This window comes from Scandinavium goeteborgense (assembly GCF_003935895.2).
In the GTDB taxonomy this organism is placed as follows: Bacteria; Pseudomonadota; Gammaproteobacteria; order Enterobacterales; family Enterobacteriaceae; genus Scandinavium; species Scandinavium goeteborgense.
Window position 1 is genome coordinate 1,606,479 of sequence record NZ_CP054058.1, and the last position, 19,340, is coordinate 1,625,818.

The 19,340-nt window shown below is 54.3% G+C and carries 23 protein-coding genes and 2 tRNA genes; 9 read left to right on the forward strand and 16 right to left on the reverse strand.

Going from position 1 to position 19,340, the window contains the following annotated elements:
• Positions 1-25 precede the first annotated feature (25 nt).
• Entirely contained in the window at positions 26-976 is a 951-nt protein-coding gene (cbl, locus tag A8O29_RS08355; protein ID WP_110509596.1) for an HTH-type transcriptional regulator Cbl, read from the forward strand.
• 45 nt (positions 977-1,021) lie between these two features.
• On the opposite strand, the gene A8O29_RS08360 is transcribed toward cbl, so the two are convergent.
• Together A8O29_RS08360 and mtfA are read right to left on the reverse strand one after the other, a co-directional pair.
• Positions 1,022-1,097 (reverse strand) — tRNA-Asn (locus A8O29_RS08360).
• Positions 1,098-1,197: 100 nt separating this feature from the next.
• Positions 1,198-1,995, reverse strand: coding sequence for a DgsA anti-repressor MtfA (mtfA, locus tag A8O29_RS08365; RefSeq protein ID WP_125351974.1), 798 nt, complete (start codon positions 1,993-1,995; stop codon positions 1,198-1,200).
• Between the two features lie 92 nt (positions 1,996-2,087).
• Here mtfA and A8O29_RS08370 point away from each other — a divergent pair.
• Positions 2,088-2,177: transfer RNA gene (locus A8O29_RS08370), tRNA-Ser, on the forward strand.
• A gap of 395 nt (positions 2,178-2,572) precedes the next feature.
• Here A8O29_RS08370 and ompC read toward each other — a convergent pair.
• Complete coding sequence (ompC, locus tag A8O29_RS08375) at positions 2,573-3,718, reverse strand: porin OmpC (protein ID WP_125351973.1); 1,146 nt, start codon at positions 3,716-3,718, stop codon at positions 2,573-2,575.
• A gap of 607 nt (positions 3,719-4,325) precedes the next feature.
• On the opposite strand from ompC, the gene A8O29_RS08380 reads away from it, so the two are divergent.
• The 3 genes from A8O29_RS08380 to A8O29_RS08390 are packed head-to-tail and all read left to right on the forward strand — an operon-like array spanning position 4,326 to position 6,978.
• A complete protein-coding gene (locus tag A8O29_RS08380; protein ID WP_125351972.1) occupies positions 4,326-5,021 on the forward strand; it encodes a phosphohydrolase in 696 nt (231 codons plus the stop codon).
• Between the two features lie 57 nt (positions 5,022-5,078).
• Entirely contained in the window at positions 5,079-6,500 is a 1,422-nt protein-coding gene (locus A8O29_RS08385; protein ID WP_125351971.1) for a DNA cytosine methyltransferase, read from the forward strand.
• Positions 6,484-6,978: a very short patch repair endonuclease gene (locus A8O29_RS08390; RefSeq protein WP_125351970.1), complete on the forward strand. Its 495-nt coding sequence runs from the start codon at positions 6,484-6,486 to the stop codon at positions 6,976-6,978. The genes A8O29_RS08385 and A8O29_RS08390 overlap by 17 nt, the downstream gene beginning before the upstream one ends.
• Here A8O29_RS08390 and yedA read toward each other — a convergent pair.
• On the reverse strand, positions 6,953-7,864 hold the full coding sequence (yedA, locus tag A8O29_RS08395) for a drug/metabolite exporter YedA (protein WP_125351969.1): 912 nt from the start codon (positions 7,862-7,864) through the stop codon (positions 6,953-6,955). The genes A8O29_RS08390 and yedA overlap by 26 nt on opposite strands.
• 179 nt (positions 7,865-8,043) lie before the next feature.
• Here yedA and A8O29_RS08400 point away from each other — a divergent pair, with 179 nt between their 5' ends.
• The 3 genes from A8O29_RS08400 (at position 8,044) to dgcQ (ending at position 10,982) form a co-directional block, all read left to right on the forward strand.
• Positions 8,044-8,952 carry a DUF808 family protein gene (locus A8O29_RS08400; RefSeq protein ID WP_125351968.1) on the forward strand — a complete coding sequence of 303 codons (909 nt, stop codon included), beginning with the start codon at positions 8,044-8,046 and terminating at the stop codon, positions 8,950-8,952.
• Positions 8,953-9,029: 77 nt separating this feature from the next.
• Positions 9,030-9,209 (forward strand): YodC family protein, encoded by a 180-nt coding sequence (locus A8O29_RS08405; RefSeq protein ID WP_125351967.1) that lies wholly within the window; start codon positions 9,030-9,032, stop codon positions 9,207-9,209.
• Between the two features lie 72 nt (positions 9,210-9,281).
• Positions 9,282-10,982: a cellulose biosynthesis regulator diguanylate cyclase DgcQ gene (dgcQ, locus tag A8O29_RS08410; RefSeq protein WP_125351966.1), complete on the forward strand. Its 1,701-nt coding sequence runs from the start codon at positions 9,282-9,284 to the stop codon at positions 10,980-10,982.
• On the opposite strand, the gene A8O29_RS08415 is transcribed toward dgcQ, so the two are convergent.
• Entirely contained in the window at positions 10,961-11,776 is an 816-nt protein-coding gene (locus tag A8O29_RS08415; protein WP_125351965.1) for a mannosyl-3-phosphoglycerate phosphatase-related protein, read from the reverse strand. The genes dgcQ and A8O29_RS08415 overlap by 22 nt on opposite strands.
• A gap of 201 nt (positions 11,777-11,977) precedes the next feature.
• On the reverse strand, positions 11,978-12,205 hold the full coding sequence (gene yodD, locus A8O29_RS08420) for a YodD family peroxide/acid resistance protein (protein ID WP_110509607.1): 228 nt from the start codon (positions 12,203-12,205) through the stop codon (positions 11,978-11,980).
• A gap of 130 nt (positions 12,206-12,335) precedes the next feature.
• Here yodD and dsrB point away from each other — a divergent pair, with 130 nt between their 5' ends.
• Complete coding sequence (dsrB, locus tag A8O29_RS08425; protein WP_110509608.1) at positions 12,336-12,524, forward strand: protein DsrB; 189 nt, start codon at positions 12,336-12,338, stop codon at positions 12,522-12,524.
• Positions 12,525-12,570: 46 nt separating this feature from the next.
• On the opposite strand, the gene rcsA is transcribed toward dsrB, so the two are convergent.
• From rcsA to fliJ, 10 genes are all read right to left on the reverse strand, one after another.
• Entirely contained in the window at positions 12,571-13,194 is a 624-nt protein-coding gene (gene rcsA / locus A8O29_RS08430; protein ID WP_110509609.1) for a transcriptional regulator RcsA, read from the reverse strand.
• Positions 13,195-13,476: 282 nt separating this feature from the next.
• A complete protein-coding gene (gene fliR, locus A8O29_RS08435; RefSeq protein ID WP_110509610.1) occupies positions 13,477-14,271 on the reverse strand; it encodes a flagellar biosynthetic protein FliR in 795 nt (264 codons plus the stop codon).
• Positions 14,272-14,276: 5 nt separating this feature from the next.
• Positions 14,277-14,546 (reverse strand): flagellar biosynthesis protein FliQ, encoded by a 270-nt coding sequence (gene fliQ / locus A8O29_RS08440; RefSeq protein ID WP_110509611.1) that lies wholly within the window; start codon positions 14,544-14,546, stop codon positions 14,277-14,279.
• A gap of 11 nt (positions 14,547-14,557) precedes the next feature.
• Positions 14,558-15,295 (reverse strand): flagellar type III secretion system pore protein FliP, encoded by a 738-nt coding sequence (gene fliP, locus A8O29_RS08445; RefSeq protein ID WP_125351964.1) that lies wholly within the window; start codon positions 15,293-15,295, stop codon positions 14,558-14,560.
• Positions 15,295-15,678, reverse strand: a complete 384-nt coding sequence (fliO, locus tag A8O29_RS08450) for a flagellar biosynthetic protein FliO (RefSeq protein WP_125351963.1) — start codon at positions 15,676-15,678, stop codon at positions 15,295-15,297. Before fliO ends, fliP begins: the two co-directional genes overlap by 1 nt.
• Position 15,679: 1 nt before the next feature.
• Complete coding sequence (fliN, locus tag A8O29_RS08455) at positions 15,680-16,093, reverse strand: flagellar motor switch protein FliN (RefSeq protein ID WP_110509614.1); 414 nt, start codon at positions 16,091-16,093, stop codon at positions 15,680-15,682.
• On the reverse strand, positions 16,090-17,094 hold the full coding sequence (fliM, locus tag A8O29_RS08460) for a flagellar motor switch protein FliM (RefSeq protein WP_110509615.1): 1,005 nt from the start codon (positions 17,092-17,094) through the stop codon (positions 16,090-16,092). Before fliM ends, fliN begins: the two co-directional genes overlap by 4 nt.
• Positions 17,095-17,098: 4 nt before the next feature.
• A complete protein-coding gene (fliL, locus tag A8O29_RS08465; protein ID WP_159466243.1) occupies positions 17,099-17,566 on the reverse strand; it encodes a flagellar basal body-associated protein FliL in 468 nt (155 codons plus the stop codon).
• A gap of 105 nt (positions 17,567-17,671) precedes the next feature.
• Complete coding sequence (gene fliK, locus A8O29_RS08470) at positions 17,672-18,895, reverse strand: flagellar hook length control protein FliK (RefSeq protein WP_125351962.1); 1,224 nt, start codon at positions 18,893-18,895, stop codon at positions 17,672-17,674.
• The gene (gene fliJ / locus A8O29_RS08475; protein ID WP_110509618.1) at positions 18,892-19,335 is read right to left on the reverse strand and encodes a flagellar export protein FliJ; all 444 of its coding nucleotides are present in this window, start codon (positions 19,333-19,335) and stop codon (positions 18,892-18,894) included. Before fliJ ends, fliK begins: the two co-directional genes overlap by 4 nt.
• Between the last annotated feature and the right edge of the window lie 5 nt (positions 19,336-19,340).

The following is a 19,340-nucleotide window of genomic DNA, read 5'->3' on the forward strand; positions in this document are numbered from 1 at the left end:
TATCTGCAGGCCTCTGGAGGAAAAGGTGAATTTCCAGCAACTCAAAATTATTCGCGAAGCGGCGCGGCAGGATTACAACCTGACCGAAGTCGCCAACATGCTTTACACTTCGCAATCCGGCGTTAGCCGGCACATTCGCGAGCTGGAAGAAGAACTCGGCATCGAGATTTTCATCCGTCGCGGCAAGCGCCTGCTCGGGATGACCGAGCCCGGCAAAGCGCTGCTGGTAATTGCCGAGCGTATCCTCAACGAGGCGAGCAACGTGCGCCGTCTCGCCGACCTGTTTACCAACGACGCTTCCGGCGTATTGACCATCGCCACCACGCATACCCAGGCGCGCTACAGTTTGCCGCCGGTTATCAAGGCCTTCCGTGAGTTATTCAAAGAAGTCAGGCTGGAACTGATTCAGGGCACACCGCAGGAAATCGACGCGCTGCTGCATAACGGCGGGGCGGATATCGGCATCGCCAGTGAGCGGCTGAGCAATGATTCAACCTTGGCGGCGTTCCCGTGGTTCCGCTGGCATCACAACCTGCTGGTGCCGGAAGGGCATCCTTTGACCCAAACCGTGCCGCTGACGCTGGAAGCCATCGCCCGCTGGCCGCTGATCACTTATCGCCAGGGGATAACCGGGCGGTCACGCATCGACGAAGCGTTTAATCGCAAAGGTTTGGTGCCGGATATCGTGCTGAGCGCGCAGGATTCCGACGTGATCAAAACCTACGTCGAACTCGGGCTGGGGATTGGGCTGGTGGCTGAACAGTCTGGCGATAGTCAGGAAACCGGTCGCTTGACCCGGCTGGATACCCACCACCTGTTTGATGCCAACACCGTATGGCTGGGCCTGAAACGCGGTCAGCTGCAGCGCAACTATGTCTGGCGTTTCCTGGAGTTGTGCAATGCGGGCTTGTCGGTCGAGGAGATCAAACGCCAGGTGATGGAGCCGGAAGAAGTGGCGATTGATTATCAAATCTAAAAAAGCAAAAAGCCCGTTCAGTTTCCTGAACAGGCTTCTTAAATATGGCTCCTCTGACTGGACTCGAACCAGTGACATACGGATTAACAGTCCGCCGTTCTACCGACTGAACTACAGAGGAATCGTTTGAACGAGGCGAATATTAAAGGCACCCCATTTTTGTGTCAACACTAAATTTAACTGACTGATTCAATTGCATGAAATAAAGGCAATGTGTCGTTTTAGTGTACTACGCGCAGGTTACTGCTTTCATCGCTGCCATTTTCACGAATTCGCTTGAGAGGATCCTGATGATAAAAATGACAGAAACGCTGCCACAGCGCGGGGAAGCGTGGGGCAAACAGTTCCGGGGCGCTGAAGAAGTATTCTGAGAGCACGGCGAAACATTCAGCAGGGTCCGTCGCGGCATACGCATCGATGCTGGCGGCGCTTTCTCCCACTAAATCAATTTCATCCTGAATATTGTTCATCGCCGCATGGAGGTCATGTTCCCAGCCTGCGACCTCACGAAGGGGGATCGGCGGTACGCCGCTGGCACGATCGCCGTTCCGCACATCCAGCTTGTGTGCCACTTCATGGACGATAAGGTTGAAACCGGAAGCGTCGAAGGAATCTTGAATATCGAGCCAGTTCAGCACAATCGGACCCTGTTGCCAGCTTTGCCCGGACTGCACCATACGTTGGCTGTGGATCAGGCCAATATCATCTTCCCACTCGTCGTCGACCACAAACGGGGCAGGGTAGATCAGCACTTCGTGGAAGCCGTCGAGCCATTCAATCCCGAGAGAAAGCACGGGCAGGCAAAACAGCATCGCGATGCGTGCCGTATGCAACGGTTCCAGTTCAAGACCCTGCAGAGGGACGAGGCGTTTTTGCTGCAGGAAACGGTCTGCCAGCTGCGTTAGTCTGAGCTGTTCTTCCGGTGAAAGACTCGCCAGGACAGGAATGGCAAGTGCCTGCTCCCAAGGAATATCTTCGCTAAGGGGAGCGTCATGTGCTTTCCAGGGCCATTTAATCATCGCTTTGCTCGCAAACTCGTCACTTGATATCAATTGAAGGGACAGGGTCTGTTAAAATGCCAAAGTTCCTGGCATCATGGCAACCACTCAGCGGAGAGATGCCGGAGCGGCTGAACGGACTAGTCTCGAAAACTAGAGTAGGGGCAACTCTACCGGGGGTTCAAATCCCCCTCTCTCCGCCACTATTCAATCACTTACACCGTTTCGTTTCAGTGACCAAAATCCCATTGATGCAATCTATGCATTTTTGTTGAGATAATCCTTACCTCCTCGACCTGTTTCCTGATCCAGTATAGTCCCCATGGACTCATCCCCACGCTACACCCGTGACCTAAAGCAAAAAGACAGAAATGTCTGATGACGCCTCTGTCTTGTCTGGCTGAAGCGACAGGCGCCTGAAAACGGCGTTGTTCCGGCATGCAGTAACACGTCGAAGGACTGCGGTTGGTTAAAGCGATTGAATGTAGGCGCGCCCTGCATCGCTAATTGATTACCCGTCATCGTAAAAGAAATTAGATTACTGAAAGGCAGGCACAAAAAAGCCCGCACACGGCGGGCTTTAACAAGTGGGCGAGATTTAGAACTGATAAATCATGCCCATGGCAACGATGTCATCAGTACTGATGCCCGATGTGCTATAGAAGTCATCATCGCCATCCAGCAGGTTGATTTTGTAATCAACATAGGTGGAAAAGTTCTTATTGAAGTAGTAGTTCGCACCAATAGAGACATATTTAAGCAGGTCTTTATCGTTCCAGTTGCTGCCTTGAACGAAATCTTCTGTCAGGTCTTTGCCTTTAGATTGCAGGTAAGAGATCTCCGGACGCAGACCAAATTCGAACTGGTATTGTGCAGTGACTTCAAAGTTCTGGGTTTTGTTGGCGATGAGTTCATCAATGTCACCAAACGGTGTCATATTGCGGGTTTCTGCATACATCGCGGCCAGATAGAGGTTATTCGCATCGTATTTCAGTCCAACGGTCCAGACATCGGCTTTCTCACCACCGGCTGTGCTGCCGCTTTGCTGTTCATTAGTTCGGTCAGAGGAGGCATAAGCGGCTCCCGCGCTGAAGCCCATACCGAAATCGTAAGTGGTAGACAGACCGAAGCCGTCGCCGTTATCGCTACGCATGGAAGTGCCGTCAGCGCTGCGGTTAACGGTGCCTTCTTGGTCGAATACGCCATTTTCTCCTTCGTTCGCGCCCTGATACTGGATAGCGAAGTTTAGACCCTCAACCAGGCCGAAGAAGTCGGAGTTACGGTAGGTTGCCATGCCATTGCCGCGGCCAACCATGAAGTTGTCGGTGTAGGTGTAGGAATCGCCACCAAATACCGGCAGCATATCGGTCCAGGCTTCTACGTCATACACCACGCCATAGTTACGGCCGTAATCGAATGAACCGTACTCACCGAATTTCAGGCCAGCAAAGCCCAGACGGGTTGCAGACTGGTTGCTACTGCTCTCAGTGTCGTTGGCCTGGATGTTGTATTCCCACTGGCCGTAGCCGGTCAGATCGTTGTTGATTTGAGTTTCGCCCTTGAAGCCGATACGCACATAGGTAGCGTCGCCGTCGTTGCCACCATCTTCGGAGAACTGATGACGGGCATCGACTTTGCCATACAGGTCGAGCTTATTGCTGTCTTTATTATAAATCTCAGCCGCATTTGCTGCGCCAGCCAGCAATAAAGCCGGCACGAGAATTGCCAATACATTTCTTTTCATTATACATTCCTTTGAATAGTTTATTTTATGAATATAAAGAGGCTCTATCCGGACTTCCAAATGATAGTCGCGACGGAGTCAGTTTAATTTAAATAAATCGGGTAAGTAAATTGTTTAAATCAATTCCATGAGTTTCTGTTGGGTTATTCATATTTTATTGAAATGAAAGGGTTGGTGGTATTCATGTGGCTGATTCATGGGCATGGTGGGGCTTTCATCTTGGCGGAAAGTATTTTTGAAATGTTATTCATGAAATAAATAAAGGTGTGTTAATTAATCATCATGATTATGATAAAGGCAAAAAAAAACCTGCCAAAATATTTTGTCAGGTCGTTATTAACAGTAATAAAAGTGAGTGCAGTGTAAAAACAACAAAAGGCAGGCGGATATTTACATGATGTGAAAATAAAAGAAAGTATGGAATCTGACAGTTTGCCCTTATATGAAGAAAAATAAGCAAATCACTAAAGTCAGTCATGACGGGGTGGTCATTAAATAACCAGGGTCGCCATCTGCCTGAACATTGCCGAAGACCAGAGAACGCTCAGGAAGCTGACATAAAAAACTGCTATTCTCGTCTCTCTGATAACGTAGCGCCGAGGGAAGAATGACCGTGCAAGCCTGGCAACAATGCTTTGAAAACTGGCTGATCCAGCATCACGACGATGACGACGCGGCCCATGACATATCCCATTTCCGTCGCGTTTGGGCGACCGCGCAACGCTTATCGGAAGGTGAAAGGGTCGATGCGCGCGTCATCCTCACGGCCTGTTATTTTCATGACATTGTCAGCCTGCCGAAAAATCACCCTGAGCGCAGCCGTTCGTCGGTGATGGCGGCGCAAAAAACGTTAAACATCCTGCGGGACGACTTCCCCGATTTCCCTGAATCGCTCTATCCTGCCGTCGCGCACGCGATTGAAGCGCACAGCCACAGCGCCAATATCACGCCCACCAGCCGGGAAGCCAAAATTGTGCAGGATGCCGACAGGCTGGAATCGCTGGGGGCTATCGGTCTGGCGCGCGTGTTTACCGTGGCGGGTCGCTTAAACGTTTCCCTGTTCAACGCCGACGATCCGTTTGCTGATGCCCGGCCACTTAATGACCAGCGTTACGCCCTCGATCATTTTCAGAACAAACTCCTTGGACTCCCGGCGACGATGCAAACCGAGCAGGGTAAAGCCCTGGCCGTGCACAATGCCCGCTATCTGGTACAGTTTATGGCTAAAATCAGCGCCGAGTTGCAGGGCGACTATCTGGAATATGATGAGGATATTCTGACGCGTTTTGCGCCGCACGCCTGAGTTCAGCCAGGGAAATTGTGTTACTCTCAGCGAAAATGGTCTGTCCCGGTTACTGAAATGCAGCACACACTTACTCGCACTCTCCCCACTCAAGACGCGGAATTTTCCGGGCCAGACGCACAGGCGCTGCTGACTCAGCTGCTGACGATATACGATTTAAAAACGCTCGTAGCCACACTGAACGCGGTGGGTGAACAGCACTGGAGCCCGGCAATCCTCAAGCGCGCCACGGACAACGGAAAAATCAATCGCCGCCTGGGTGAAAATGAGTTTTCCCGTCTGGCGGCGCTGCTGCCGCAGCCTTCCTCGCAACCTACGTCATTTCGCTTTATTGATTTATTCGCCGGTATCGGCGGGATCCGCAACGGCTTTGAAGCCATCGGCGGCCAGTGCGTGTTTACCAGCGAATGGAATAAGCACGCCGTGCGCACCTATAAAGCGAACTGGTACTGCGACCCGGCTGAACATCAGTTCAATGAAGACATCCGCGATGTGACGCTTAGCCACAAAGCGGACGTCAGCGACAGCGAAGCCGCGGCGCATATTCGCCGCATTATCCCGCAGCACGACGTGTTGCTGGCGGGCTTTCCGTGTCAGCCGTTTTCGCTGGCGGGCGTATCGAAGAAAAATGCCATGGGACGGGCGCACGGTTTTGCCTGCGATACGCAAGGCACGCTGTTTTTTGACGTGGCGCGGATCATTGATGCCTGTCGTCCGGCCATCTTTGTGCTGGAAAACGTTAAGAACCTGAAAAGCCACGATGGCGGTAAAACCTTCCGCATCATCATGCAAACGCTGGATGCGCTGGGCTACGACGTGTCTGATTCCGCGGAAATGGGCGCGGACGATCCGAAAATTATCGACGGGCAGCACTTCCTGCCGCAGCACCGCGAACGCATCGTGCTAGTGGGTTTTCGTCGGGACCAGAAGCTGCATCAGGGCTTCACGCTGCGGGATTTACCCGCGCTGTATCCAGAACGTCGCCCGACGTTCGGCGAATTGCTCGAGCCCACGGTGGACGCCAAATTTATCCTCACCCCGGTGCTGTGGAAATACCTGTATCGCTATGCCAAAAAGCATCAGGCGCGCGGCAACGGGTTTGGCTACGGGCTGGTTGATCCGACCCGACCGGGCAGCGTGGCGCGCACGCTTTCCGCACGTTATTACAAAGACGGCGCGGAGATCCTGATCGACAGAGGCTGGGACAAGGCGCTCGGCGAGCAAAATTTTGACGATCCGCAAAACCAGCAGCGACGTCCACGTCGTCTGACGCCGCGCGAGTGTGCGCGACTGATGGGCTTTGAATCGCCGCAGGGTTATCAGTTCCGCATACCGGTGTCCGATACCCAGGCCTATCGCCAGTTTGGTAATTCGGTGGTGGTTCCCGCCTTTGCGGCGGTGGCGAAGTTGCTCAAGTCCCGCATTTTGCAGGCAGTGGAACTGCGCCAGGTAGAAAAAGCCGATGGCGGACGTTCATAACCCCGCCACCCGAAGCAAAAATATGCGTGCCATCGGCACGCAGAATACCGCCATTGAAAAACGCCTGGCCGCATTACTGAACGATGCCGGTTTCGACTACACCGTTCAGGATGCAACCTTGCCCGGTCGCCCCGACTTTGTCCTCTCTGGGTATCGCTGCATTCTCTTCACCCACGGCTGTTTCTGGCATCATCACGACTGCTACCTGTTTAAAGTTCCCGAAACGCGGACCGAATTCTGGCTGCAAAAAATAGGCAAAAATGTGGCGCGGGATGCACGAGATATTGCGCTGCTCCAGGATCTAGGTTGGCGAGTGCTGGTGGTCTGGGAATGTGCGCTGCGAGGAAAACTGAAACTCAGTGATGCGGCGTTAACGGAGAGGCTGGAGGAGTGGATCTGCGGCGGCGAAGGCAGCGCGCAGATCGACACTCAGGGCATTGCGCCGTTGGCGGTTACTTCTCCAGCTCGCAAGGCGTAGCGGGTTCACGCACTGGGAACAGGGTTTTGCCGAGCGTCACCAGCACCACAGCGAAGATAATCACGCCCAACGCCAGCCATTCAATCGATGACAACGATTCGCCGCCAAAGCTGGTGCCAAGCAGCACCGCCACCACCGGATTGACGTAGGCGTAGCTGGTGGCGACCGCCGGGGAGACGTTGCGAATCAGATACATATAGGCGTTTATGGCAATCAGCGAGCCGAAAACGGCCAGATAAGCCACCGCCAGGAAGCCTGACAGCGTCGGCATCTGCGTCAAGCGTTCGCCGGTGACAACCGACCCGCACATCAGCACCAATCCCGCCGCCAGCATTTCAACCGCTCCGGCCATCATGCCGCTCGGCAGCTCAATGCGTGAGCCATATACCGAACCGAACGCCCAGCTCAGCGAGCCAATCAGGATAAGGATAGCGCCCCATGGATTGCCGCTCAGGTTGCCGCCGCTGTTCAGCAGCACGATGCCCGCCAGGCCAATGGCGATGCCGAGCCATTCCAGTTTGCGGGTTTTAATCCCGAACAGATAGCTGAAGCACAGCGCAAAAAGGGGCACTGTGGCGACCATCACCGCCGCAATGCCGGAAGCCACGCGCTGATGCTCGGCGATGGTGACAAAGCCGTTGCCAATAGCCAGCAGCAGCACGCCAATCAGGGCAGCGTTGAGCAGGGGACGACGGGCGGGCAGTTTATGCCCGGTCAGCAGCAAATAGGCCATCAGCAGGACACCGGCAGACAGAAAACGCACCCCGGCCATCATCATCGGCGGCCAGCTTTCCACCCCAATGCTGATAGCAAAATAGGTGGATCCCCAGATGATATAAAGTGCAAAAAGCGCTCCAATGAGCGGTAATAGTTGTCGGCTGTGCATGACGTTTCTCAAACAATGAATTATGCGCATACAGTTAACGGGAAAACCCGTCGTCTGGCGAGCGCTTTAATTAGCAAGCTATGTTGTATTTTTGTTGACACTTTGTATGCATGGGCGCGCTGCGCCTTTTGCTTCATACTGTAGGGCAAATAGAAAATGAAGAACGGAAGGAGCAACTTGTGGCCGGAAGCAGTCTTTTAACTTTACTCGATGATATTGCCACGCTGCTGGACGATATTTCGTTGATGGGCAAACTGGCGGCGAAGAAAACCGCCGGGGTTTTAGGGGATGATTTGTCGCTCAACGCGCAGCAGGTGTCGGGCGTGCGCGCCAATCGCGAGCTGCCGGTGGTGTGGAGCGTGGCGAAAGGATCGTTCCTGAATAAGGTGATCCTCGTACCATTGGCGTTATTAATTAGCGCCTTTTTACCGTGGGCCATCACGCCGCTGCTGATGATTGGCGGGGCGTTTCTGTGTTTTGAAGGCGTAGAAAAAGTGCTGCACTCGTTGCACGCGCGCAAGCACAAAGAAGGGCCAGAGGAGCGCAAACAGCGCCTGGCGACGATCGCTCAACAGGATCCGATGGAGTTTGAGCGCGATAAAGTGAAAGGCGCGGTGCGCACCGATTTCATTCTGTCCGCCGAAATCGTGGCGATTACACTCGGCATCGTGGCCGATGCGCCGCTGCTCAACCAAGTGCTTATCCTCTCCGGCATTGCAATCCTTGTCACCGTTGGCGTGTATGGCCTGGTGGGCGTGATTGTTAAACTTGACGACATGGGCTATTGGCTGGTGGAGAAAACCAGCGCTATCGCCAAAGCGGTAGGCAACGCGTTGCTGTTTATCGCACCGTTGCTGATGAAGGTACTGACGGTGGTCGGGACGCTGGCGATGTTTTTAGTCGGTGGCGGGATCGTGGTTCACGGTATTGCGCCCCTGCATCATCTTATTGAAGATTTTGCCGCAGGGCAGGGTGGCATCGTTGCGCTGCTCGCGCCGACGTTGTTTAATTTAGTCTTTGGTTTTGTGGTTGGCGCGGTTGTTTTGACTGGCGTCAACCTGGTGTCGCGGCTGCGTTCGGCTGCGTAAATATTGTTAAGCGACTACGCAAAGGCCATCATTTTCAGCTATCGTGAAACAGTTTCACTCTGATACCGGAGGCAGTCATGGTCTTTTTGGTCAGTGATGAAGTTAAGCCGAAAATTGGTGGGCCGCGTATGGTTGTCACCGGCTATGCCAGCGGAATGATTGAATGCCGTTGGTATGATGGGTTTGGCGTTAAGCGGGAAGCGTTCCGCGAAGACGAACTCATGCCGGGCGATGGGCGGATTCAAGACGAGGCATAACGACCCCGCCCGGCTCATGCCGGGCGTTTTCGTTGGTCGTGGCTCAGTATCAGGGAATGTCAGGGAGTTTGAGTGCACCACGTAACACGAGTGGAAAATCCGCGCTGGCTGAATAGACTCAGCCGTCATAGCAACCCGGGTCGGGTGGTGAATGTTTGTTTTTTTATCGTGCTGTTGTTTTCGACGCTACTGACCTGGCGTGAAGTGCGCGTTCTTGAAGATGCCTACATTTCCAGCCAGCGCAACACGCTGGAAAACGTGGCGCATGAATTTAATAACCAGCTGCAAATCAACATCGACCGGCTAACGTTTTACCGCAACGGTATGCAGGCAGCCCTTCGCACGCCGCTGACGTTCGAAGGGATCAACCGTGCCGACGCGGAGTTTCAGCGCAAGCGCGCGCTGCATCAGTGGTCCATTTCTCTGGACAACCGCCGCACGTTGCCGGTGCACGGCGTTTCTGACACCTTTGTCACGGAAACGACGCTCCTTTCCCGCGACAACGCGTTGCTCGGCAACGAACTGAGCGCCGCGCTGGAAGTGGGCTATCTGTTGCGGCTTTCTACCACTCTCAAACGCACGACGCAGCAAATGCTGTACGTCTCGCGCGCCGGCTTTTTTATCGCCAGCAATTCGCTCGGCAGCAATGATGATACGGTCGAGCAATATTACGGTCTGGTCACCAGCCCGTGGTTTATCGACCAGACCGAGCACAATAATCCGCAAAGGGGTATCCGCTGGCTAAGCTGGATGGCTGACATGCCAAAAGGCGAAGAACGCCGCGTGGCCGTTTCGCTGCCCTTGGATTATGAACATTACTGGCACGGCGTACTGGCGATTGAATTCTCCCTGGCGCAAATGAAGCAGCTGCTGATCACTGCGACGCAGGGCGAAGAGGAAGGCGAATACCGTCTGTACGACCGGAAAATGAATTTGCTTGCCAGTTCTCTGTCGCCGGGTGTCACGCCATCGCCGTTAAGCGAGCCGGACAAAGCCCAGCTGGCACAGGCGTTTGAACATGACGACCGCGGCGGCCTGCGCTTTACCACCCGTTATGTGAACTGGGAAAAAATACGCAATTTTGATGGCATCCTGCTGCGTATTCACAATCTTGATGAGGGCGTGCGTGGCGATTTCGGCACCATTTCAATTGCGCTGGGCCTGGTGTGGATGCTGTTTACCTCGATGCTGATTCTCGCGTGGGTAGTGATTCGCCGGATGGTGCGCAATATGAGCACCTTGCAGGAATCGCTGCAATGGCAGGCGTGGCATGACGGCCTGACCCGTTTGTATAACCGCAGTTCGCTGTTCGACCTGGCGGGGAAGGCGGCGAAGCAGAACGAGGCTCAGGGCCAGCCAGTGTCGGTGATACAGCTCGATCTCGATTACTTTAAACGCATCAATGACCGCTTCGGTCATCAGGCCGGCGACCGGGTGCTGACCCACGTGGCGGGCACTATCGGCGCGAAAATCCGCAAAACGGATCTGGCCGGGCGCGTCGGCGGAGAAGAGTTCTGTATCGTCCTGCCAGACACTTCGCGGGAAGAGGCCTGCGCGATGGCGGAACGCATCCGCGTGCGAATTAGCAGTCGTGAAATTCTGATTGGCAAAAGCGAGACGCTGCGCATCAGCGCCTCGTTTGGCGTGAGCAGCAGCGATGAGAAAGGGATGTTTGATATTGAATATCTGCAATCCATTGCCGACGGTCGTTTGTATCTGGCGAAGCAAAAAGGGCGTAATCGGGTGTGCTGTCAGGACGATGACAGCCAGTAATCCAGGCCTTCACGCCAGCCGTCTGGGCCGCTTTCGCGAGTGTGATACACCCGCTCGGGGGAATCATCCTTCAACCTGATGCCCTCACGATTTAAGCCTTTGACCACCACCGCATAGTCGGTGGTGTCGAGCAGCGGGGCATCGTTCGGCCCATCGCCCAGGCCAATAGACACCCGACGAAATCCCTCTCGTGCCTGATAGCGGCTCTGCAACCAGGTCACGGCCTGGGCTTTGCCGCCGCGGTCATCCAGCACGTGCCAGAACCGCGCGCCTTGCACAAACTGCAAGCCAAGGGAGGCTAAGGTCGCGGTAAATTCGAGCATCTTCTCATCGCTATCGCGCCAGATCAGGGTTTCGGACGCCTCATGCAGACGTGAGAGTTCCGCATGGCGCAGATTCATGCCGGTCCATTCGCTGATGGTTTGCTCATTCACGTCCGAGAACGTGGTGAACTTAAAACCGTCATTTTCCCGTAATTGTTGCAGGATACGCTGGATCTCTTGGTGCGGAGAACCGGTGATCAGGCGGGGATATTCCTGTTCGTCCTGCCACTCTTCGGCCAGCTGAATCACCGCGCCGTTCTCGGCGATCAGCGGTTGCGGCCCAAGCTCCAGCTCTTTTTGTAGCAGCATCATTTCTACCGCCGTTTTGCTGCTGCACAGTACCACCGGCACATTGTGTTGCTTCAGGCGTAACAGCCAGTCGCGGGCAGGTTCCCAAAGCTGGGTGTGGCTATCCAGCAAGGTGCCTTCGACGTCGGTAAACACAATCAGGGGCTGATCCAGTTCGGGCATTACCTCTCCTTAAACGTAAACTCAGACAAGAAAAATCTTAAAAACATTCATAGCAATTATGAATAATGCTTGTCTTACAAAAAAATTGAGGATAATGTCTTATCCGCATCAGATTTCTTGGTGTAACGAATTTTCAAGTGCTTCTTGCTTAAGCAAGTTTCAACCCGATCACTCCATGGTCGGGTTTTTTTTGGCCTGCGTTCAGCGATTCACTTCTGTGATGCTGAAATCATGGATATCAAGCTCAAAGGCTTCGGCCAGTTCGCGCCAGGTGTGGTACTCACGTCCATCAATACTGACATGATGGGTGGAGTCTCCGGCGCGGTGTACTTCGCTCTCGCTGATTTCGTTGATAGCGTCGAGCAGGGCATCAACATCAACGTTCACTTCGCGCTTGGCGGTATCGCTATACTCTTTGGCAGTTTTCATTGTGGGGCCCTCATTCATTCACCCAACATAAAGTATAGACCGTTGAAAAAAACACCCATTGGCGCGCCGGACGCTGTCAGCCCGGGCGTTTTGTTCTACACTGGCTGAAGTAAAAGACAGGAGAAAAGGTATGCAGGTTAACGATCGAGTAACGGTCAAAACGGACGGTGGCCCGCGTCGGCCAGGCGTGGTGCTGGCAGTAGAGCAATTCAGTGAAGGGACGATGTACCTGGTGTCGCTGGAAGACTATCCGATGGGGATCTGGTTCTTTAATGAGTCGGGCCACAATGACGGCATTTTTGTCGAAAAAGTCGTCTAAACGTCTTCCCACTGGCGGAGCAATTCCGCCAGTGCAGCGCATTATTTCAGCGCATATTGACGTAGATCCCGCTCGTCACATTATCTGTCAATCGGACAACATGATAAATAACCTGCTTATTGTGGGTTTTTATTTTCTTTTTAATATTACCTTTATGTGATGATACCGTTTTGGCCTTAATATTCATCTGATCGGATATTTGAATCGTTCCCTGTCCCGACATCCACATCTTCAGCATACTTGATTCAGTCCTGCTTAAAGATAAAGTGGGAATGTTAACCCGGCTAACGTTATCGCTTATTTTTTGTAGATAGTCCGCCAGAATACCGTCCAGGGATTCAGGTGTAATCGATTTAGAGCTAATAAGCAGATTATCCCGAACCAACAGATACTCATCAAAATGTATATTGGCAATCGCCATAAATACGATAAAAAGTGTCCTGGGGTGTTGATTAATGATCTGCTTTATTTGCTGACTGCTGTCTGTATCGTGGATAAAGCAGTCTTCATTAATGAACACGACAGCCGGGCGTAACGTCCCGCAGGCCTCTTCAAGCTCACTGATGGTCTCAACGTCGCCGATATCACGCTTCCTTATCCCCCGGCTGGTCAAGTACCCGGTTAGTCCAAGCCGGGTGTAACTGCATAGATCCATAATAATCGTTGACATGGCATACCCTCACTCAATGCGTAACGATAATTAACCTATAGCCCGATTATCTCTTATTTGTCACAACGCGCTAAACCTGTACTGACAAAGAGCAAAGGAGGAAAATCGGGCGACCTCAACTATCCCGTAAAGTTAGGTATAATTTGCCAGGAATCATCTTAAAGTAAAGTAAATGTTAGGTTCTGTGAGGGGCATAAAAACAATTAACCCGCGCCAGATATATCCTGGTAGATGTTTTTGAAGTCGGGTTTTAAGAATATCCTTAGGATATCCCTTTTATTATCAGGGAGAACTTATCTTTGGCATCTCGCTGATAATATCTGCTAATAGATCGAACAATTCGCTGAATAGATGTTCACAGAAGGGCGCAATGAGGGGCATTAACGCGGCCATCAAAATAATACCGACGGTCAGGGTAATCGGGAAGCCAATCACAAACACCGACAACTGTGGCGCCATGCGGTTGAGCATCCCCAGTGCTAGGTTAATGGTTAACAGCAGCGTAATGATCGGCAGCGCCAGCATCAGCCCATTGAGGAAGATAAGCCCACCCGCGCGGGTCAAGGCCATAAAGGCGTTGCTGTTGAGCGGATGGCCGCCAATCGGCAGGGTGTGAAAGGTATCGACCAGCATCGAAATCAGCCACAAATGACCGTTAAACACCAGAAACAACAGCATCGCCAGCATATCCATAATGCGGGCCAATACCGGCATGCTTAAATGGCTGCTGGGGTCGACGAAGGTCGCAAACGACAGGCCCATCTGCAGGCCAATCACTTCCCCGGCGGTTCGCACCGCGGCGAACGCAAACTGCATGGTAAAACCGAGCGCAATGCCAATCAGGATTTGCTGCAACGCCAGCCACAGCGCGTTAGGGGAAAACAGCGTTACGTCGGTGGCGGGCAGGGAAGGCGCGATAATAAAGGTGATGATGATCCCAAGCCCAAGCTTTACGCGCTTCGGCACCGATTTTTCACTCAGGATAGGCGCGGTGGAAATCAGCGCCAGCACGCGCAGCAGCGGCCAGAAATAAAGGCTAAGCCAGTGCAGCCATTGGTCGCTGGTGACGTGTAGCATTGGTCTTATCCGATGATGTACGGCAGGTTGGTGAACAGCGTTCGCACATAATCGAGCAGCAGGTTCAGCATCCACGGGCCAGCAACGATAATCGCCACGAATACCGCGATGATTTTTGGAATGAACGACAGGGTCATTTCGTTAATCTGGGTTGCCGCCTGCAAAATACTGATCAGCAAACCGGTCACCAGCGCCACCAGCAGCAGCGGGGCGGCCAGCGCCAGCGCGACTTTCATGGCTTCCGTGCCAAGCATCATTACCGATTCAGGAGTCATGGCGGCAATCCTTAACTGTAGAAACTTTGGGCCAGCGAACCCACCAGCAGCTGCCAGCCGTCAACCAGCACGAACAACATCAGTTTGAACGGCAGGGCAATGGTTGCCGGAGGCACCATCATCATCCCCAGCGCCATCAACACGCTGGCGACCACCAGGTCGATAATCAGGAACGGAATAAAAATGGTGAAGCCAATCTGGAATGCGGTTTTCAGCTCGCTGGTGACATACGACGGCAGCAGAATACGCATCGGCACCGCTTCCGGGCCCTGGATCGGCGGCGTATTGGCCAGACGGGCAAACAACGCTAAATCCGCTTCACGGGTCTGACGCAGCATAAATTCACGCAGCGGCTGCGAGCCCTTATCAATCGCCTGCTCGAGGGTAATTTTGTCCTCGCTAAACGGCTGATAGGCATCGCTATAAATCTTGTCGATAACCGGCGACATGATGAAAAAAGTCAGGAACAGCGCCAGACCGAGCAGTACCTGGTTCGGCGGGGCAGACGCGGTGCCGAGGGCGCTGCGCAGCAGGCCAAACACGATGATGATACGGGTGAAGCTGGTCATCATCAGCAGAATGGCCGGCAGGAAAGTCAGCGAGGTGATAAACGCCAGCGTCTGCACCGGCAGCGACCAGCTCTGACCGCCGTTCGGCAGCGGCTGGCTCACCAGGCCCGGCAACTGGGCGAACGCCGCTGGAGACAACAGCCACAGCGCGACAAGCGAAAGGGACAACAGGCGGCGCATCAGAGTCTCCCAGGACGCTTGATAACGGATTTCATCAGTGATGCAAAATCGGGGGTTTCAGGTTTAGGCGCATCCGGGTCGATAATCGTCGGCGGCAGTTTGTGCAGCAGCGTGACCTGGGTGGCGGTTACGCCGAGCACCAGACGGGCATCTTCCACATCGACAATCACCACCCGCTCGCGCTGGCCCAGTGCCGCACTGGCGCTGACGTTTAACTCTTTAGTGGCGGTGTTTTTCACGCCGCTAATGCCAAAACGTTTTGCGAGCCACGCGGCTATCAGGATCAGCAGAATAATGCCCAACAGCGCGCCGCTGACTTCGATCAGCGGAGACGTCGGCGGGGCAGTATTGACCGGATGTATCATGCCAGGCTGGGGTTTCATTTTAGCGGCTCAGACGACGCATACGTTCGGACGGTGTGATGATGTCGGTAATGCGTACGCCGTATTTATCGGCGACCACCACCACTTCACCCTGGGCAATCAGATAGCCGTTGATCAGAATATCCAGCGGCTCTCCGGCCAGACCGTCCAGCGACACCACCGAACCCTGCGTCAGGCGCAGCAGCTCTTTGATGGTCATCCGGGTGCGGCCTAGTTCCACGGTCAATTTGACCGGAATATCCATGATCAGGTCGATGTCCTGCAGCGTGCCGCTGACGTCGCCGCCACCGAGTTGCTGGAACACCGCATCGGCGGCACTTTTGCTGCCAGTTGTTTTCTGTTCGCTTAACGCTTCAGCCCACAGATCGTCCATCGCACCGCTGTTTTCATCGGACGGATTATTCATATCACTCATTTGGGCTGTTCCTCATTCAGCGAATTCAAAATCGGGTTGATCAAATGCTCTACGCGCAGCGCGTATTGACCGTTCACCGTGCCATACTGGCTGGTCAATACCGGCACACCGTCCACGTTGGCGATAATGCGATCCGGTTTGTCTATCGGCAGCACATCGCCTGGCTGGAGTTTTAAGATCTGCGACAGGCGCAGAGAGATGTCGGCAAAGTTCGCCACCAGCTCAAGTTCGGAATGCTGCACCTGGCGAACCAGGTTTTCGCGCCAGTTCTGATCTTCGCTGCGGGAGTTCTCCAGCGGCGGGTTGACCAGCAGTTCGCGCAGCGGCTCAATCATGCTGAACGGCAGACAAATGTTAAATTCACCGGTCAGGTTGCCGATTTCCACATGGAACGGGGTATTGACCACGATGTCGTTCGGCGAGGTGGTGATGTTGGTGAACTTCACCTGCATCTCGGAACGCACGTACTCCACTTCCAGCGGGTTAATCGCTTTCCACGCGTCGCTATACCCTTCCAGCGCCAGCTTCAGCATGCGGTTAATTACGCGCTGTTCGGTGTGCGTAAATTCGCGGCCTTCCACTTTGGTCGGGAAACGCCCGTCACCGCCGAACAGGTTGTCGACGGCGATAAACACCAGACTTGGCGAGAACACAAACAACCCGGTACCGCGCAGCGGTTTCAGGTGAATAAGGTTCAGGTTGGTCGGCACAGGCAGGTTGCGGGCAAACTCGTGATAAGGCTGAATGCGGATCGCGCCGACGGTAATGTCCGGGCTACGACGCAGCAGGTTAAACAGCCCCATTCGGAACTGACGGGCAAAACGCTCGTTAATGATTTCCAGCGCCTGCAGGCGTTCGCGCACCACACGACGCTGGGTATTAGGATCATAGGGACGAATGTCACTCTCGCCGGGAGCACCGGCCTGAGGTTCATCGCTCTTCTCGCTGTCGCCGTTCAGCAGCGCGTCAATTTCGGCCTGAGAAAGAATACTGTCGCCCATGGGATTACCGCAGTATGAAAGCTGTATACAGCACGTCAGTCACTTCCTGCTTCGGTTGGCCCGCCACCAAAGGTGGTGCAAGTGTCTGTTTGATGGCGTTCACCAGGTCTTGTTTCCCGGTATCTGTCGCCAGTTTGTTTGCATCCTGACGGGAGAACAGCAGCAGTAAACGGCTGCGCACTTCCGGCAGGTATTCGTTCAGTCGCGTACGAGTTGCTTCATCTTTCAGACGCAGCGTAATGCCAACGTAAAGCACACGGTCGGCGTCGCCCAGGTTCACCGTAAAGGTATCCAGCGCCCAGAACACCGGCGCCGGTGGTGGCGGTACCTCTTTCATCGCATCAGCGGAAGGGTGCTGCTGCATGCGCCAGTAGCTATAGCCTGCGGTTGCGCAGGCGGCGAGCGTCACCAGCACCAGTAGCGGGATCCAGATTGAGCGCTTACTTTTCTTTGTTACCGCGGTGTCTGTCATCGGTTACGTCTTTCCTGTATTCGGTACTGCTTATCAGGTGATTATCCCGACTTAAGTCCAGCTCAAAGGGTGGAAAAGACGGGAATAATCGTGCTACCTCTGGCGTTAGGCGAACGTGTCGACGCTGCCGTTACCCCGGGCCTGCGCTTGCAGACTCACCGGAACGCTCAGGGTCTCTTCTTCATCGGCAGCAAATGCGCGACCTTCAGCGGAACGTTGCGAAGAAGACTGACCGAAAGAGGATTGCTGCTGTTGTTGTCCGGCAAAACTCTCGCCGCTGACGTTGCTTTGCGACAGCTGAATGCCGTTATCCGCCAGCTGCGTGCGCAGCGTCGGGATCGCCGCTTCTAGCGCAGCGCGCACGTGACTGTGCGGCGACATCATCTGGATTTGCGCCTGGTTATCGTCAATCTTCAGGGTGATATTCACCTGGCCTAAGTTTTCCGGGTGCAGCTTCAGCTCGGCGGTTTGCTGGCCCTGACGGGTAAACAGCGTGATCTGCTGGCTAACGTTCTGCTGCCATTCCGGCGTGCCGAGTTGAGAGTTGACGGTCACCACCGGGTGCGTATTCACCGTGGCGGTAGCGTTGCTGATTACCGGGGCGATGTTTACCGTCGGCGCGGCGGCAGACAATGAACTGTCCGTATCGGCTTTCGCTGCGGCTGCGGCAACCAGCGGGGTGATCTGGCTGGCGGCGGCATCATCAGCCTGAACCGTTTGCAGGCCATGCGCCGCCTGAGGCAGGGCAAATTCTTTACCTGTGGAATGCCCGGTATTGCCGGTGCCGACGCTTGTGGCCGCAGAGGCTAATTCTGCAAAGCCTTTCGCAGAAGAAGCGGAAGTGGCGGTCACGCCAGCCGTCTGGGTTGCGGGCAGTGCGGCGGTGGTGGTCGCAGTGTGCGGCAGCATCGCCATCAGCGCGCTCAGGCCGGCCATCTCTTCTTCACTCAACGACGGCTTGTCATCGCTCTTTTGCAAATCTTTGGTCAGCTGCTTTACCACATCGTTTTTGGCTTCTGGCGTCAGCGCGCTCAACACCGACTGCGCGGCGGCAAGCGTAGTGACGTCGACCTTTTTCGCGTCGGTGTCAGTCTGCTGTGCCAGCAGTTTGCTGAGCGTGGTTTTGGCCTCGCCTTGAGGCAGTTTTTGGCTTGCTGCCTGGAGGTCGGCCAGCGTCAGCTTGCCGTCTTTACCCGTCTTACCGGACATCGCGCCGGAGAGCAGGGCAAAAAAGTCCTGGGCGCTGTCAGTGGTTCCAGAGGCCACGCCGCTTTGTGCAGAAGAGGTGATGTCGGTTTCACTGACGAGAAGTTTCGGCAGAGTAATCATTCGGGTTTCCTTAAGGTGGCACGCTGGGCGAACTCATCCATTTTTTTCTGGTCCAGACGGTTTTCCGCCAACAGCGTCGCGGCGGCCTGTCTGTCCTGTAGCGTCTGCCATGCCTGCAAACGCTGCTTTTTCTCACGCCAGGCGGTCAACGCCTGCTCGACTTTACGGTTCCACTGCAACAGCTGCTGGCGGTGCTGATCGATAGCCTTTTCCAGAGTCTGAATAAACTGCTGATAGTTCTGCCAGCGCAGGCTGGCCATGCCCTGAGACATGTTGTCGTTCAGGTTAGTCTGGTACTCAAGCTGGTAATCCATCAGCATCTTCAGCTGCTCTTCCGCCTGCTGACAGCCGCGTCGCATTTCACCCAGCTGCAGGGCGGCGTTATCGACGTCTTTTTCGGCCAGTTCTTTCAGCGTGGCTAATGCGCCATGTTCCGCCATGATGA

Excerpts from the sequence above, each read along its gene's own strand:
- mtfA (WP_125351974.1), bottom strand. The coding sequence starts at position 1,995 with ATGATTAAATGGCCCTGGAAAGCACATGACGCTCCCCTTAGCGAAGAT.
- ompC (WP_125351973.1), bottom strand. The coding sequence starts at position 3,718 with ATGAAAAGAAATGTATTGGCAATTCTCGTGCCGGCTTTATTGCTGGCT.
- A8O29_RS08380 (WP_125351972.1), top strand. The coding sequence starts at position 4,326 with ATGACCGTGCAAGCCTGGCAACAATGCTTTGAAAACTGGCTGATCCAG.
- A8O29_RS08385 (WP_125351971.1), top strand. The coding sequence starts at position 5,079 with ATGCAGCACACACTTACTCGCACTCTCCCCACTCAAGACGCGGAATTT.
- A8O29_RS08390 (WP_125351970.1), top strand. The coding sequence starts at position 6,484 with ATGGCGGACGTTCATAACCCCGCCACCCGAAGCAAAAATATGCGTGCC.
- yedA (WP_125351969.1), bottom strand. The coding sequence starts at position 7,864 with ATGCACAGCCGACAACTATTACCGCTCATTGGAGCGCTTTTTGCACTT.
- A8O29_RS08405 (WP_125351967.1), top strand. The coding sequence starts at position 9,030 with ATGGTCTTTTTGGTCAGTGATGAAGTTAAGCCGAAAATTGGTGGGCCG.
- A8O29_RS08415 (WP_125351965.1), bottom strand. The coding sequence starts at position 11,776 with ATGCCCGAACTGGATCAGCCCCTGATTGTGTTTACCGACGTCGAAGGC.
- yodD (WP_110509607.1), bottom strand. The coding sequence starts at position 12,205 with ATGAAAACTGCCAAAGAGTATAGCGATACCGCCAAGCGCGAAGTGAAC.
- dsrB (WP_110509608.1), top strand. The coding sequence starts at position 12,336 with ATGCAGGTTAACGATCGAGTAACGGTCAAAACGGACGGTGGCCCGCGT.
- rcsA (WP_110509609.1), bottom strand. The coding sequence starts at position 13,194 with ATGTCAACGATTATTATGGATCTATGCAGTTACACCCGGCTTGGACTA.
- fliR (WP_110509610.1), bottom strand. The coding sequence starts at position 14,271 with ATGCTACACGTCACCAGCGACCAATGGCTGCACTGGCTTAGCCTTTAT.
- fliQ (WP_110509611.1), bottom strand. The coding sequence starts at position 14,546 with ATGACTCCTGAATCGGTAATGATGCTTGGCACGGAAGCCATGAAAGTC.
- fliP (WP_125351964.1), bottom strand. The coding sequence starts at position 15,295 with ATGCGCCGCCTGTTGTCCCTTTCGCTTGTCGCGCTGTGGCTGTTGTCT.
- fliO (WP_125351963.1), bottom strand. The coding sequence starts at position 15,678 with ATGAAACCCCAGCCTGGCATGATACATCCGGTCAATACTGCCCCGCCG.
- fliN (WP_110509614.1), bottom strand. The coding sequence starts at position 16,093 with ATGAGTGATATGAATAATCCGTCCGATGAAAACAGCGGTGCGATGGAC.
- fliM (WP_110509615.1), bottom strand. The coding sequence starts at position 17,094 with ATGGGCGACAGTATTCTTTCTCAGGCCGAAATTGACGCGCTGCTGAAC.
- fliL (WP_159466243.1), bottom strand. The coding sequence starts at position 17,566 with ATGACAGACACCGCGGTAACAAAGAAAAGTAAGCGCTCAATCTGGATC.
- fliK (WP_125351962.1), bottom strand. The coding sequence starts at position 18,895 with ATGATTACTCTGCCGAAACTTCTCGTCAGTGAAACCGACATCACCTCT.
- fliJ (WP_110509618.1), bottom strand. The coding sequence starts at position 19,335 with ATGGCGGAACATGGCGCATTAGCCACGCTGAAAGAACTGGCCGAAAAA.